The 14,338-nt window shown below is 29.8% G+C and carries 17 protein-coding genes and 2 pseudogenes; all 19 read left to right on the top strand.

Features of this window, described 5'->3' with window-relative positions:
- The first annotated feature begins 214 nt into the window (after positions 1-214).
- The 19 genes and pseudogenes from Q4517_RS03465 to Q4517_RS03380 all read left to right on the top strand — a co-directional run bounded on the left by Q4517_RS03465 (position 215) and on the right by Q4517_RS03380 (position 14,312).
- Complete coding sequence (locus Q4517_RS03465; RefSeq protein ID WP_303506272.1) at positions 215-1,186, top strand: thioredoxin family protein; 972 nt, start codon at positions 215-217, stop codon at positions 1,184-1,186.
- Between the two features lie 148 nt (positions 1,187-1,334).
- The gene (locus Q4517_RS03460; RefSeq protein WP_303506269.1) at positions 1,335-1,508 is read left to right on the top strand and encodes a hypothetical protein; all 174 of its coding nucleotides are present in this window, start codon (positions 1,335-1,337) and stop codon (positions 1,506-1,508) included.
- A gap of 15 nt (positions 1,509-1,523) precedes the next feature.
- Positions 1,524-1,877: pseudogene (locus Q4517_RS03455) on the top strand (SMI1/KNR4 family protein); the annotation flags it as partial.
- A gap of 38 nt (positions 1,878-1,915) precedes the next feature.
- Positions 1,916-2,251, top strand: a complete 336-nt coding sequence (locus Q4517_RS03450) for a hypothetical protein (RefSeq protein ID WP_159616498.1) — start codon at positions 1,916-1,918, stop codon at positions 2,249-2,251.
- Entirely contained in the window at positions 2,248-2,658 is a 411-nt protein-coding gene (locus Q4517_RS03445) for a hypothetical protein (RefSeq protein ID WP_303506263.1), read from the top strand. Before Q4517_RS03450 ends, Q4517_RS03445 begins: the two co-directional genes overlap by 4 nt.
- Positions 2,659-2,756: 98 nt before the next feature.
- A complete protein-coding gene (locus Q4517_RS03440; protein WP_303506261.1) occupies positions 2,757-3,311 on the top strand; it encodes an HD domain-containing protein in 555 nt (184 codons plus the stop codon).
- Between the two features lie 255 nt (positions 3,312-3,566).
- Positions 3,567-4,592: an OmpA family protein gene (locus tag Q4517_RS03435; protein WP_303506260.1), complete on the top strand. Its 1,026-nt coding sequence runs from the start codon at positions 3,567-3,569 to the stop codon at positions 4,590-4,592.
- A gap of 319 nt (positions 4,593-4,911) precedes the next feature.
- The gene (locus Q4517_RS03430; protein ID WP_303506258.1) at positions 4,912-5,316 is read left to right on the top strand and encodes a DinB family protein; all 405 of its coding nucleotides are present in this window, start codon (positions 4,912-4,914) and stop codon (positions 5,314-5,316) included.
- 301 nt (positions 5,317-5,617) lie between these two features.
- Complete coding sequence (locus tag Q4517_RS03425; RefSeq protein WP_303506256.1) at positions 5,618-6,097, top strand: Dps family protein; 480 nt, start codon at positions 5,618-5,620, stop codon at positions 6,095-6,097.
- A 144-nt stretch (positions 6,098-6,241) separates the two neighbouring features.
- Positions 6,242-6,907 carry a peroxiredoxin gene (locus Q4517_RS03420; RefSeq protein ID WP_303506254.1) on the top strand — a complete coding sequence of 222 codons (666 nt, stop codon included), beginning with the start codon at positions 6,242-6,244 and terminating at the stop codon, positions 6,905-6,907.
- Positions 6,908-7,241: 334 nt separating this feature from the next.
- Positions 7,242-7,361: pseudogene (locus Q4517_RS15435) on the top strand (hypothetical protein); the annotation flags it as partial.
- A gap of 66 nt (positions 7,362-7,427) precedes the next feature.
- A complete protein-coding gene (locus Q4517_RS03415) occupies positions 7,428-8,189 on the top strand; it encodes a YoaK family protein (protein WP_303506252.1) in 762 nt (253 codons plus the stop codon).
- 242 nt (positions 8,190-8,431) lie between these two features.
- Positions 8,432-8,737: a helix-turn-helix transcriptional regulator gene (locus tag Q4517_RS03410; RefSeq protein WP_303506250.1), complete on the top strand. Its 306-nt coding sequence runs from the start codon at positions 8,432-8,434 to the stop codon at positions 8,735-8,737.
- A gap of 101 nt (positions 8,738-8,838) precedes the next feature.
- Positions 8,839-9,024 carry a thioredoxin family protein gene (locus Q4517_RS03405; RefSeq protein ID WP_303506248.1) on the top strand — a complete coding sequence of 62 codons (186 nt, stop codon included), beginning with the start codon at positions 8,839-8,841 and terminating at the stop codon, positions 9,022-9,024.
- A 7-nt stretch (positions 9,025-9,031) separates the two neighbouring features.
- Positions 9,032-9,439, top strand: coding sequence for an OsmC family protein (locus Q4517_RS03400; RefSeq protein WP_303506246.1), 408 nt, complete (start codon positions 9,032-9,034; stop codon positions 9,437-9,439).
- Positions 9,432-10,406, top strand: a complete 975-nt coding sequence (locus Q4517_RS03395) for a permease (RefSeq protein ID WP_303506244.1) — start codon at positions 9,432-9,434, stop codon at positions 10,404-10,406. The genes Q4517_RS03400 and Q4517_RS03395 overlap by 8 nt, the downstream gene beginning before the upstream one ends.
- An 18-nt stretch (positions 10,407-10,424) precedes the next feature.
- A complete protein-coding gene (locus Q4517_RS03390; protein ID WP_303506241.1) occupies positions 10,425-10,865 on the top strand; it encodes a nitrophenyl compound nitroreductase subunit ArsF family protein in 441 nt (146 codons plus the stop codon).
- Complete coding sequence (locus tag Q4517_RS03385; protein WP_303506239.1) at positions 10,866-11,576, top strand: aromatic aminobenezylarsenical efflux permease ArsG family transporter; 711 nt, start codon at positions 10,866-10,868, stop codon at positions 11,574-11,576.
- A gap of 597 nt (positions 11,577-12,173) precedes the next feature.
- Positions 12,174-14,312 (top strand): amino acid permease, encoded by a 2,139-nt coding sequence (locus Q4517_RS03380; RefSeq protein WP_303506237.1) that lies wholly within the window; start codon positions 12,174-12,176, stop codon positions 14,310-14,312.
- Positions 14,313-14,338 lie beyond the last annotated feature (26 nt).

The raw sequence follows: 14,338 nt of genomic DNA, 5'->3' as shown, positions 1-14,338 counted from the left end.
TGATTAGGCTTCGTGTGTTGACCTGATTAGGCTTCGTGTGTTGACCTGATTAGGCTTCGTGTGTTGACCTGATAAAAAAGTTACACTTTTTTATCTTATTTATTTATATTTGAGGGTGTTAGTAAAATTGCTATACTTTTTACTTATTCTACCATTATAGGAATGTAATAGTGATTTTATTATGTATATATAACTAGTTACCACAAATAGGAAAATGAAAAAATTACTCTTAACATTAATACTTTTAAACACATACTTTGCTTTTTGTCAGAATAATTGTAATAATGAAATTCTGAATGAGAAAGTTCAACTAACCCCTAATGATAAAGAAAGTTTATTAATATTTACTCAAAAACTGAATTCACTTGAAAATTGTGGATTAGATAAAACTGATTTAGAAATTTTAAATAATAGTCCCATTATGACTCATATTATAATGGACATATTAGCTAAAGAAAATACTGAGCCTTATACTTACAATACTATTTTAGAAAAACTATTATTAATTACAGAAACAGAAAACTATAAAAATAATATCAAGCCTAAATATATAATGTTAATTGATTTTACTAAAAAAGAGGCTAATATTAAAAACTGGGAATCAGACAAATTAATACTTAAAAAGTTAGAAATACCAAATAAATATATCGAAGAAATATTCATCGAGTTAAAAAACAGCTCTAATAAAGACGAAACCTACAAACAAATACTAGAAAGAATTGGAAAAAATAGCACACCTGAAAACAATACAGAAATTGAACCTGTAGAATATAGCCAAAATAAAATTTTTGAAAACTATGGTAAAGTAGACTATGAAAAGCTATTAGAAAAAAGTAAAAAAAATAAAAAACCAGTATTAATGTATTTTACTGGTTATGCTTGTGTAAATGCAATAAAAATGGAGCAAAGGGTTCTATCAAAAAAGGAAATAATTGATAAATTAAAAACTGACTTTAATTTTGTTAGTGTGTATGTTGATGATAACACGCCTCTACCTGAAAAGGAATGGGTTAAATCAAGGAGAGGCAGACTTATAAAAACTGTTGGCAGAAAAAACTATGAATTACAAGTAAATAAATTTAAATCAGGATTTCAACCTTACTTTGTTATCATAGATGCAAATGGAGAAATTATAAAAAATCAAGGGTATTCTGATTTAGATACTTTTACTAAATTTATTGAATAACTACTTGTGGTAAGCATTGGCTATAAGTAATTGCTCATTCTTGCCTACTTTTGAAAATCCTCGTGGCTTTTAGTTTGGTGTGTATTTGTAAAGTTAAATACCAAACTAAGCAACTACTCATAATTAAATCTTTAACTACAATTAAAAAATGGAGCAAATAATTGACAAATACCTAAAAGAACTTACCGATGTTCAATTGAATAAACTACCAACCAAAATAGTTACAGAAATGGCTGCCCCACATCAGGATGAAAACGAAGAGTGGAGAATTTGGAATCCAGTTAAAAGCCAAGTAACTGACATTGAAATTGAAGAGTTTTAATCAAGACTTGGGCATAAACTTCCAAAGTCATATATAAAATTTCTAAAGTATAAACACTTTTATGAGCTTCAAATTAGTGAGTGTTCCTTCTGTGAACATCCCTTAGGTATTTGGAGAGCTTCTTTATCTGAAATGGTTTTTAATGGATATCCTCGTGAACTTTTGTTAGATAAAGGAAAAATACCTTTTGCTAATTGGAGTGATTGGGGTTTATTATGCTTTGACACAACTAGTAAACATATAAATAATGAATACCCCATAGTTTTGTGGGATCACGAAATGTTTGATGAGTTTGAGCCAATGTATATTAATTTTGAAGCGATGATCAATGAATTGGATAGTGAAGCAAAAGAAAACAATGCTAGCTAACAAAGTAGTTACCTCTTTAAATATCTAAAAACAAAACCTTGAACACTACAGAAAAAACCAAGTCGTATTTCTTACTATTAGGTTTAATCATAATCATTGGATTTCCATTATATATAATTATTAAAAATAATCATGTAGCTAATAATGGAATTGAATCTACAGGAACCATTATCAATAAAGAAAAAGTATTAAGTGGTAAACCTATAAGCTATAGATATTATTTCACAGTTGAATATAAAGTAAAAAACAAAATAAACATAAGTGAATTGAGTGTGAATAAAAACATCTACAAAAAGTATAAAGTAAAGGATATTATTTACTTGCTTTATGACAAAAAAGACATTAACTATATTATACTCAATCAAGACAAGTGAAAATAGACACCGATACACTACCTAAATGCTCATTAGAAGAGAAGAAATTTTCTTGGGGAGAGCCATATTTAGTTGTAACCCCAATATTTGATATGGTAATACCACAAGAATTATCTGATCTTGAATTTTCTGTTGAAGTATTTATAAAAAATAACTTCAGGAATCAACTATTAGAATTTTACAATGTTTTGATTAATTATGAAGAAAACAATCGGATTGAAAATTTCGAAGACACCATACCAGAACAGCTTCGTAAAGAAGTGTTAGCAAAAATCAAAAGCTTTCTTGACTCAGAAAATAAATTAACCCCTTGGGAGAAATACGATGAATATGGAAAAGAACTAGATTTTTTGTATAAGTTTGAAGAAGAGTTTAACCGAAAAATATTATTTATCAACCCGAAATAGAGCCACTTACTGTAATTATTATAAGTAATTCACTAACTCTCGCCTACTTTTTATCCTTTTGAACAATAATATACTATGCTAAAAAAACTCTTCTCTAAATGGAAACACCTCAAATGACACAAGAACTCTATCAAAAAGCAATAAAGTTTGCTGGAGAAAAACATAAAGATCAAAAAGTTCCTGGAACAAACTCTAACTATTTGCTACATATCTCTAACGTTGCTATGGAAATAATCTTAGCACATAATGCGGCTAACAATTTCGATTTGAATTATGCTGTTCAATTAGCGCTACTCCACGATACACTAGAAGATACTGATACCGACTTTTCGGAACTATTGAACATGTTTGGAGAAAAAGTTGCTAATGGAGTTCAAGCATTGACTAAAGATAAAAACCTAGATTCAAAAAAAGAGAAAATGACAGACAGCTTGAACCGAATAAACAAACTTGAAAAAGAAGTTGGAATGGTAAAATTAGCAGACAGAATTACAAACCTTCAAGAACCACCAAAACATTGGAAGAAAGATAAAATTCAACACTATTTATCTGAAGCTATCGTAATTAATGAAACACTAAAAAACAAAAATGAATATTTAAATAAAAGATTAGAAAATAAAATTGCTGAATACAAAAAGTATACTACTAAATAAGAATAACTTATTATTAAATTCTCCCGAGAAATAACTATAAAATTAATCTTTATAATGTTTAACTGCAGTAATAAACTCTTAATTACAAATATAACCTACTTTCAATCTCAAGAAGATGTAAGAAACTTCAAAAAACCACTAAAATAATTAATAACATTAAACTAAACTTAAAAATATTATATTTAACTCCATAATTAACAAGAACATAAAAAGCTGTTATTAACAATTAGAAGCCAAACTTAAATAAGAATTACAATGAAAAGAATTTACTCAATCTGTTTGTTATCAATAATTACTTTAACTTCATGTAAAAATGAGAAAGAGACTACCAAAAACAAATTAGATGAAGTTGTTAATAATGAAGTAACAACCAAAGAGAAAAAAGAATTAAAGAATAACACTAAAAAATTTTCTTGGAAAAACATAGTTGAATCTAAAGTTGATATTGGTGCATACCCTTATATAACACCACCAAAAGGTATATTAGTAAATAAAAATACTAGCAGCACAGAGTCTTATGACTTTCACAAACTTGAAATGTTTGACGGTAAATCATTTTTTGACATAGAAGGACGAGTAGATAAAATGGGAATTATGATGGATGGAAGCAAAAAATGGAATCAATACTATTTTGATAAAAGTATTAAAGACTATTTAAAAGCTATTGGTGCTCAACTTATTTTTGAAGGAAAAATACCTAATGAACTTGTAAACCAAAAAGGAGAAAGCGTAAACGATCGTTATGCTTACTTTAATAATTTTTATGTTGGTGATGCTGTAAACTCCCCTATTCGTATGTATGTATTAAAAACGCCAACTAAAAAAATAGGAATTCAAATTTATTCAGATGTGGCTAATGCACAGATTGGAGTTGTAGAATCAAAAGAATTTGAACAAACAATAGAGAAAATAACAGCAGATAAAATTATAAATGAAATAAACACTAAAGGCTTTGCTACATTACATATTAATTTCGACTCTGGTAAATCAAGAATTAAAGCTGACTCTTACGAAATAGTGAGTGAAATATCTAAAATGTTAAAAACAAACCCCAATTTAAAAATAAGTATTGAAGGACATACTGATAATGTGGGTAATGAAGAATTTAATATGAAACTTTCTAAAAACAGAGCAAAATCCGTTCTTATGTCACTCGTAGATGAAGGTATTGAAGAATCAAGGTTAGAAAGTAAAGGCTTTGGGCACACGAAACCTATAGGTAATAACGCTACAGAAGAAGGAAAAGCACAAAACCGAAGAGTTGAACTAAGAAAAATTTAAGAAAAAACGTGTAAGTAGTATGAAAACTACTGCTTACACAAAACACAACATATTATATTTTTTAAATTATTAGGGTATCACCCCAATAAAAAAACACACTTTCTTATCTTATATATATTTGAAGGTGTTAATAAAATTGCTATACTTTCTACTTATTCTACTTTCTAAAAAATGTATTGGTAGTTTTAGTATATATATAAACTAGTTGTAAGTAATTTGAGAAAATCATCAATAACATAAAATATTTAGCTCTAGAATAAAATTAAGTAAGTACTTAGCTAATCGACTAAAGGAAATTTTTACCGAGGGGAAATGGGTTGTGGGAACAAACTTCAAAGAGCAAATAATTGATCTTGATTGGAAACAAGCAACTCAAAAAATAGAAGATTTCAATACTATTGCTGACTTGACGTTTCATATTAATTACTATATCTCTGGTGTATTAAAAGTACTCGAAGGTGGAACACTTGATATTCGGGATAAGTTTAGCTTTGATTCACCGCCAATTAAATCGGAACAAAACTGGAAAGAGTTAGTGAATAAGTTTTGTTCTAATTCGGAAAAACTCATAAGTCTCGTTGAAAAAATGACTGATGAAAAATTATTGAGTGATTTTGTTAACAAAAAATATGGAACTTATTTTAGAAACATTGATGTAATGATAGAACATACATACTACCACCTTGGACAAATAATACTTATTAAAAAGAAAGTTATTCAATAAAGTGTGTCAACTTGTTTTTAGTACTCTAAACAAAGTATCAGGAATCGCTAACAACATACAAAACACCACACCCCTACTATTTAAATAATTAACATAATGATACTTACAAAGTAAATTATTAGTAAGTTCGTAAAATATAAACAAACATTAAATACAATCAAACCTAACAAAATCGCTGTATAACGATGTCTTTTTACATCTATATAAAACACATGTTGGCGGTAATTGAACAATCTGTAACATACATCACAATAGAAGTTACATAGAAGAATTATTTTCGTAAAAATAAAATCAATAAAAAATGGAACATTTAAATCGAATCGGACTTGACACAGAAAAAAGTAAAAAACTGGCAGATTTACTCAATGAATTACTCGCCAATTATTCGACATTTTATCAAAATACCAGAGGATATCATTGGAATATTAGGGGAGATAAATTTTTTGTTTTACATATCAAATTTGAGGAACTCTACAATGATCTAATATTAAAAATAGATGACGTAGCAGAAAGAATTTTGACATTAGGTTATACACCAAGTCATAAGTACACCGATTATCTTAGAAAAACAGATGTTAAAGAAAGTAACCAAATATCTGACGGTAAAAAAGCTGTAGAAGAAATTCTTGCAGCATTCAAAACTATTATTTTAAAGCAACGTGATATTTTAGAAATCGCTTCTGACTCGAATGATGAAGGAACAAGTGCATTAATGAGCGACTATATAAGAGAACAAGAGAAATTGGTTTGGATGTATTCTGCACACCTTAATGATAAATAAAGCACTCATTGAATACCGCAAATGTTTTCAACACTAATTAACCACAACTAAACAAGCATTATTGTAACAATAGTTACTTTCTTAAAATAAGCTAAGTTGTACCTTTACTTTAAAATAATGACAAGTAATTAAAATTATAGAACCATGGAAAATAATAACGAAATAGAAAACAAAATTTATTCAATGCCAAGAATTGGAGACAATGCTCCAGACTTTGAGGCAGTTACAACTAAAGGAAAAATTCAGTTTTCAGACTTTGCAAAAAATAAATGGGTAGTAATGTTTTCTCACCCTGCAGATTTCACTCCTGTTTGTACCACAGAGATGAGTGGATTTGCACAAAGAAAAGCAGAGTTTGATGCTTTAAACACTGAACTGTTAGGTTTGAGTATAGATAGTATTCATGCACATTTAGGTTGGGTTCAAAATGTAAGAAAAAATACTGGTGTTTATTTTGACTTTCCAATCATAGCTGACTTAGATATGAAAGTATCAAAGTTATATGGAATGTTACAACCAAATGAAAGTGAAACAGCAGCAGTTCGTGCTGTATTTTTTATTGACCCGAAAAAAAAGATTCGTTTGGTTATGTACTATCCACTAAATGTAGGTAGAAATATGAATGAAATATTAAGAGCATTAGAAGCATTACAAACTTCAGATAAGTATAAGGTAGCCATGCCACTTGATTGGAAAAAAGGAGATAAGGTAATTGTATCACCTCCAAAAACACTAGATGAATTAAATGATAGAATTAATGATGAATCGTTAGAAAAAGTAGATTGGTACTTAGCAAAAAAGAATCTCTAACATTAAATAAAAAACTACCGTAAACACAGGTAACCGTTGTACAAGCCCTATAAAACGATATTTTGTTTTAAGATACTTGTACAACGGTTATTATTATTAGGAATAAATGTAAATCTCTTCTTAGAAAAAGCGTAGGTAAATTTATAAAATCATTAGATAAAGACTTTACTAAAGTCAATCTTAAAATTGATAGAGACACGCTATTTAACGTTCTTAAAAAATACAACATACTTACACTTAGAAAAAACAAGTACTATAACCACAAATTCGTATCATTGTTTTTATAAGTACAATAATCTTATAAAAGATATAGAAGTTACTAAACCAAACCTTTCATAACGTGATGCATGCAAAAAGAGCAATAAAAAACACAATTAATTTATACAACCAAATAAGATTACATCTATCTTTAGACTATAAAACACCTAATATGGTATATAAATTATTTGCTTAAAATCAATTTTAACCATAGCCATATTTAAAGATAAGACATTTGATAAACCGAACTAAATAAGAAAAAATGTTTAGACATCAAGGTAAAAGCAGAACATTAAAACATAATCTGAAAATTGCCACTATTCTATCATTTGTTGCTGGTATTGTGAATGTTACAGGTTTTTTAGCATTTAAACAATTGACAACAAACGTAACTGGACATTTTGCTCTTTTTATAAGAGATGTTGCCGATTTTGAGGTTTGGAAAGGAACAGTTTATTTTCTTTATCTTTTTTCTTTTCTCTTTGGTTCTTTTTTGTCAAGCTTTTTAATTGAAAAATTTAAAGAAAACAAAAAGCTCAACGTTTTTGTTATACCAACAATAATTGAATGTTTCATTTTTTTATCAATCCCTATCATAAGTAATACTGTAGAAATAAAATATCCAGACTTCATTGTTTGTTCACTCCTCCTCGCCATGGGACTTCAAAATTCTTTTGTCACAAAGATTTCAAATGCAATTGTAAGAACAACACACCTTACAGGGTTATTCACAGATTTAGGAATTGAATTATCTCAATTATTTTTCCCTGAATCTCATCCACATAGAGAAAAAATTAAAGCAACTATAAAGCTTAGAATTTATATTATTTGTTTCTTTTTTTTAGGAGGAATAACCGGTGGATTTCTTTACTCTAAACTTAACTTGAGGTTAAACACCCTTATTTTAGGAGCTATAATTTTATTAATAAGTTTATTTTATGACGATTTAAGGTATAGATTAATCAGAACTAAAAGAAAATATAAACAAAGAAAAAAACTACACACAACTAATAAGTCTGATTAAAACAAATAAGTTTCATAAAATTTACCTCAAAGTACTTTTATAGCTCAAATCATACGGCAACCCATTTTTTACAACAGCAAAAATATGTTTTAGTAACTTATTACATACCTTAACCTTCTAAATGATAGAGCATAAAACCTGTATAACCACACAGCTCTTTTAAAACCAATACAAAAAATAGTAGAACGTGATAAAAGTTACACTACAACTAAAAAATCTATCGTACATTTGCGATAATAAATATGAAAAGAACTTTAGAACACATAGAGTATAACAAAAATACCGAAGCTTTAGCTAAGTTTGCTAAAGCATTAGGACACCCAACACGTATTGCCATTTTAAAACATCTTGAAAGTCAATCATGCTGTTTTACTGGTGATTTGGTAGATGTTCTTCCATTAGCACAATCTACCATTTCTCAACACCTGAAAGAATTAAAAAATGCTGGTCTTATTCAAGGAGAATTAAAGCCACCAAAAATAAAATACTGTATTAATAAAGAAAATTGGAAGATTGCAAAAAACTTATTTCAACAATTCTTTGATTGATATTTTTTTAATAATCAAATCGTACATTTACGATAAACAAACATAAAATAATGACTAAAGTAATTAAAATATTAGGAACAGGATGTCCAAAATGCCAATCCATGACAAGTGTTGTTAAAGATGTCGTTTTAGCAAACAACATTGATGCAACAATTGAAAAAATTGAAGATATTATGGAAATTATGAAATTCAATGTAATGATAACACCAGCTTTGGTAATAGATGATGTAGTTACAATAAAAGGTAGAGTACCTTCAAGAGATGAAGTATTAAAACTTTTAAATTGAGTAAACTATGAAGTATCATATCAAAGCTTCATCTATTTCAAATCAAGATGCAGTTATTTCTATTAAACAATCAAACATAGGTTTTGGCATCACTAAAAACACTACTGAAACCCTCCCTAACCCAGCAGAATTATTCTTAAGTTCATTCGCTTCATGCATACTTAAAAATGTAGAACGTTTTTCAATTATGATGAAATTTAATTACTCTAAAGCTACCATTGAAGTAACAGCAACACGTATTGAAAATCTACCACGAATGGAAGATATTGTTTATACTTTAACAATTTACAGCGATGATAAAAAACTAAATGTTAATTTATTAAAAAAGAACATAGAAAAGTTTGGTACAATATACAATACTGTAAAGCTATCTTGTAACATTTCTGGAACTATTAATATAACTGAAAATGTTTAATTGGTTACAAAATTTTGCTGACTGGCTTATATACTCTGTTTTTAATATTGAAACAGAAACTCACTTAGCAACCGCCCTTAATTTCTTTGTGTATGATACACTTAAGATTTTAATTCTCTTATTTGTTATTGTTTTTTTTATGGGAATAATAAACGCATACTTTCCCATTGAACGCCTTAAGAATTATCTGAATCGAAAAAAAATGTACGGCTTAGAGTACTTCTTCTCCTCTATTTTTGGAGCAATTACACCTTTTTGTTCGTGCTCTTCTGTTCCTTTATTTATTGGTTTTGTTCAAGGCGGTATTCCTCTAGGTGTAACATTTTCTTTTTTAATTACTTCTCCTTTAGTTAATGAAGTTGCCATAGCTATGTTTATAGGTATGTTTGGCTTAAAAGCAACACTTATTTATGCAGTTTCTGGTATTATATTAGGAACAATTGGTGGTTGGTTATTAGGCAAATTAAATCTAGAACCTTTACTCTCCAATTGGGTAAAAAAAATTCTAGAACGTAAAATACAACAGGTAGAATATAAAGAAGAAAAGCTAACTTTTTACCAACATTTACCCGAAATTATAAGAGGAGCTTGGGATATTGTAAAAGGAGTGTTTATTTATATAATTATTGGTATTGCAATTGGTGCAGTAATGCACGGGTATGTTCCAGAAAACTTTTTTAATGAGTTTTTAGGAGGTGAAGAATGGTGGACTGTTCCCCTAGCTGTAATTGTGGCTGTTCCAATGTATGCCAATGCAGCAGGAATAGTACCAGTTATTGAGGTTTTTGTAGCTAAAGGTGTACCACTTGGTACTGCAATTGCCTTTATGATGGCAACAGTAGGGTTGTCAATTCCTGAAGCAACTTTACTAAAAAAAGTGATGTCGCTAAAATTAATTGCTATCTTTTTTGGTGTAGTAACACTATGCATCATTATTTCAGGATATTTATTTAACATCATATTATAATCTATAAAATCAAATAAAATGAATAAAACAATCATTTTTTTTACCGCTTTAGTAATCGGTATAATATTTACATCTTGTGAAAGTCAAGAAAAAAACAAAACAACTACTCTTAATACATCTATTTCAAAAATAGAAGTTTTAGACTTCCATTCCACTCATAGGTGTATGACCTGTAATGCAATTGAAGCAAATACCAAATTTACTTTAAATACCTATTTTGCAAAGGAGCTTAATGAAGCTAAAATTACATTTCAAGTTATCAATGTAGATGAAAAAGAAAATGAAAAGGTTGCTGAAAAATTTGAGGCGTCTGGCACTTCTTTAATCTTAAACGTAATTAAAGAAGGAAAAGAAACCCAAATAAATCTAACCGATTTTGCTTTTATGAAAGGTAACGACCAAGAAGCCTTCAGTAAAGAATTAAAAGCTAAAATTGATAAAGAATTAAAATCACTCTAAATGGATTATTTACAATCGCTTTTAGAAAATTACAATATCCCTGTTTTATCGGCATTTATACTCGGGTTAATGACAGCTATTAGCCCGTGCCCTTTGGCAACCAACATTACTGCAACTGCATTTATTTCTAAAAATATTTCGAGCAAAAGAAAAGTTTTTTTGAGCGGATTATTATACTCTTTAGGAAGAGGGTTTAGTTATACTATAATTGGTTTAATATTATACTTTGGTGCAAGTAAGTTTCACATTGCACGGTTTTTTAATCAAAACGGAGAAAAATATTTAGGCCCTTTATTAATTATAATCGGCTTAATTATGCTAAATATTATTAAACTAAATTTTTGGGGTAAATTAAATTTTCAAGAAAAACTATCTGAAAAACTCAAAGATAAAGGTTTATTAGGTTCTTTTTTTATAGGTGTTGTTTTTGCTTTAGCATTTTGCCCATATAGTGGAGCATTATTTTTTGGCATGCTAATTCCAATGGCAATTACATCTGTAGATGGACTTTATTTACCTATAATATTCGCATTCGGAACAGGGTTACCTGTAATTATTTTTACCTACTTGTTAGCTTTTACTGTAGGGAAAATAGGCATATTCTATAACAAAATCACAAAAATTGAAAAGGTAATACGAACAATTACTGGTATCGTTTTTATACTTACTGGACTATATTATGTTTCTGTTTTTACAGGAATATTTGAATAACCAACATATAACAAAGAACTAAGTTAAAACACAAGTAAATTTTATATCATAACCTTACTCCACACTTTATTTTATAAACTAGATAATAATATAATAAATTTACTTATATGCTGTTCAATTAGCGTTACTTCACGATACATTAGAAAAATTGCTACCATATCCTTAAACTACATTTCTTTACTAACATTTTTCTACACGGTAGTATATACCACTGTTTAAAATAGCTCCCCTTACTGTGGGAGAGTCACTCCCCTTAAACAAGGAGTATCGCTCTCCTTACCGTGTGAGAGTCATTCCCCTTAGGCAGGGAGTATCGCTACCCTTACCATTGGGGTGTCATCCCAATTAGGCTTGGGGTATCGTTTCCATTACCGTTGGGGTGTCACCCCAATTAGGCTTGGGGTGTCGCCCCTATAAAACTACCCCCTATTTTCACCCCATAAACCAACCAACAAAAGCTAGCCTTTCTAACAAAAAAACACTGTAAAAGAACATATTACAAGCAATACCTTAACTAAATCACACCTAAAAAGTCTATTTTTTTTCATATCTTCTCATGGTCTAACCACTTAATAATAAGCCTTAAACACAAAAGCCATGAGGAACAAACTAAAAAAAGACTTAGGATTATTTGATGTTTTTGCCATAAGTACTGGAGCTATGTTTAGCTCTGGTTTCTTTTTACTACCAGGAATCGCCTCACATTACACAGGTCCCTCTGTGTTTTTGGCGTATTTACTTGCAGGTGTATTAATACTCCCCACCATGTTTAGTATTGCTGAAATATCAACAGCCTTACCACGATCAGGAGGTGCTTACTTTTTTTTAGATAGAAGTTTAGGACCACTCATGGGAACCATTGGCGGACTAGGTACCTATTTCGCTTTAATGCTAAAAACAGCCTTTGCAATTATTGGTATTGGTGCTTATGCCGCTATATTTTGGGAAGTTCCCACCAAAATAGTTGCTATCGTAGCCACTCTTTTTTTTATGGCATTAAACTTAGTGGGAGCTAAAAAAACCTCCGCCTTTCAAAAGGTGTTTGTCATATTCCTATTAATCATTTTAGTTGGTTTTATTGCTGATGGACTTTTTTCCATCTTCACCTCAGATACTATTACCAACGAATCTATTAACAAACAATTTACCCCTTTCTTTTCAAACGGATTTGGAGGTATGTTTACTACCATAGGTTTTGTTTTTGTTTCCTACCTAGGGCTCACTCAAATAGTAAGTGTTGCAGAAGAAATTAAAAACCCTGAAAGAAATATTCCTTTAGGAATGATATTGTCTTTAGTCGTTACAGGATTAATTTATGGTTTGGGTGTTTTTATTATGGTTACACTTATTGAGCCTGCCTCTTTTGCTAATGAGCTAGCTCCTGCGGCTACAGCAGCAGAACAACTTTTTAAATGGTTACCCGATAATGTAGGAGTTTTATTAATGTCGGTAGCAGCACTTGCCGCTTTTGCCTCAACAGGAAATGCAGGACTTTTATCAGCATCAAGATATCCGTTTGCCATGGGACGTGATAAACTGTTTCCTGCTATTTTAGCCAAAATTGGTAAAAAAGGAAGCCCTGTAGTCGCTATATTTTTAACCACGGCATTAATTATCGTATTCATTCTAGTATTATCAGAAGAAGGTATTGTAAAGCTTGCGAGTACCTTCCAACTGTTAATTTTTATCTTTATAAACTTCTCTGTTATTGTTTTTAGAAAAAGTAAAATAGAATCATACGACCCTGGCTATGTATCTCCATTATACCCATTTATGCAAGTTATAGGAATTGTTATTTCATTCATCCTTATTGTTTATTTAGGATGGATGCCCATACTTTTTACCTCTGGTATTATTGTTATTGGGGTACTTTGGTATCACTTTTACTCTAAAGGAAAAGTAAAAAGAGAAGGCGCTATTTTTCATTGGTTTGCACTTTTAGGGAGGCACCAATACGATGAATTGGAAAATGAATTAATGACTATTTTAAAAGAAAAAGGACTACGTGAAGGCGATCCTTTTGATGAAACCGTAATTACATCGAAAATAAAAATACTTAAGGATACCACTAACTTTGACAAGGTCTTAAATATCGCTTCCGATTACTTTTGTAGGGAGTTAGACCTCAACAAAGAAGGGGTACTACACAAGTTTTTTCAGTCGATACCCGATGAATCTGTCATCACTTTACCAGGTATTTTAGTTTTTCATGCTAAATTCAAAAGTGTTTCGCATCCATCCATGAAAATTGTGATTTCTAAAAAACCAATTGAAGGAACACTTCCGTCTGAAGACTATGAGTTTAAAAAGCCCATACAAATCTGTGCTTTTCTAATTAACTCTGATGAAAACCCAAAACAGCAATTACGTATGCTATCGAGACTTCTTGATATTTTAGAGCGAGAGCACATCGTAAAAACCTTGCTTAAAATGAATAGCCACAGAGAAATTAAAGAGTTTTTACTACAAAACGAGCGATTTGTAAGTATCAAACTACTCGAAGGAACTCCGCAAGACACCATGATTGGAAAACAGCTAAAAGACATTCAGTTACCAAAAGATGTTTTAGTGGCTTTGGTTGAAAGAAACAACAAAACGTTTACCCCTAATGGTTCAACTGTTTTTCTAAAAGATGATGTACTTACTATACTTGGGGAAACCAAGTCTATCGCAAAACTGTATAAAGAGTATATGAATTATGAAATAAATAAACTGGATACGGAGGAGACTACTTAATTTTTGGTTTGATTCTGGAGAGAATT

This window comes from Tenacibaculum sp. 1_MG-2023 (genome assembly GCF_030547425.1).
Classification (GTDB): Bacteria; Bacteroidota; Bacteroidia; order Flavobacteriales; family Flavobacteriaceae; genus Polaribacter.
Note: the sequence above shows the minus strand (reverse complement) of the source record. Positions and strands in the feature narration are given on the sequence as shown.

Coding starts and splice junctions, on each gene's coding strand:
- Q4517_RS03410 (WP_303506250.1), top strand. CDS start 8,432: ATGAAAAGAACTTTAGAACACATAGAGTATAACAAAAATACCGAAGCT.
- Q4517_RS03415 (WP_303506252.1), top strand. CDS start 7,428: ATGTTTAGACATCAAGGTAAAAGCAGAACATTAAAACATAATCTGAAA.
- Q4517_RS03405 (WP_303506248.1), top strand. CDS start 8,839: ATGACAAGTGTTGTTAAAGATGTCGTTTTAGCAAACAACATTGATGCA.
- Q4517_RS03465 (WP_303506272.1), top strand. CDS start 215: ATGAAAAAATTACTCTTAACATTAATACTTTTAAACACATACTTTGCT.
- Q4517_RS03435 (WP_303506260.1), top strand. CDS start 3,567: ATGAAAAGAATTTACTCAATCTGTTTGTTATCAATAATTACTTTAACT.
- Q4517_RS03390 (WP_303506241.1), top strand. CDS start 10,425: ATGAATAAAACAATCATTTTTTTTACCGCTTTAGTAATCGGTATAATA.
- Q4517_RS03420 (WP_303506254.1), top strand. CDS start 6,242: ATGGAAAATAATAACGAAATAGAAAACAAAATTTATTCAATGCCAAGA.
- Q4517_RS03380 (WP_303506237.1), top strand. CDS start 12,174: ATGAGGAACAAACTAAAAAAAGACTTAGGATTATTTGATGTTTTTGCC.
- Q4517_RS03440 (WP_303506261.1), top strand. CDS start 2,757: ATGGAAACACCTCAAATGACACAAGAACTCTATCAAAAAGCAATAAAG.
- Q4517_RS03460 (WP_303506269.1), top strand. CDS start 1,335: ATGGAGCAAATAATTGACAAATACCTAAAAGAACTTACCGATGTTCAA.
- Q4517_RS03425 (WP_303506256.1), top strand. CDS start 5,618: ATGGAACATTTAAATCGAATCGGACTTGACACAGAAAAAAGTAAAAAA.
- Q4517_RS03385 (WP_303506239.1), top strand. CDS start 10,866: ATGGATTATTTACAATCGCTTTTAGAAAATTACAATATCCCTGTTTTA.
- Q4517_RS03395 (WP_303506244.1), top strand. CDS start 9,432: ATGTTTAATTGGTTACAAAATTTTGCTGACTGGCTTATATACTCTGTT.
- Q4517_RS03400 (WP_303506246.1), top strand. CDS start 9,032: ATGAAGTATCATATCAAAGCTTCATCTATTTCAAATCAAGATGCAGTT.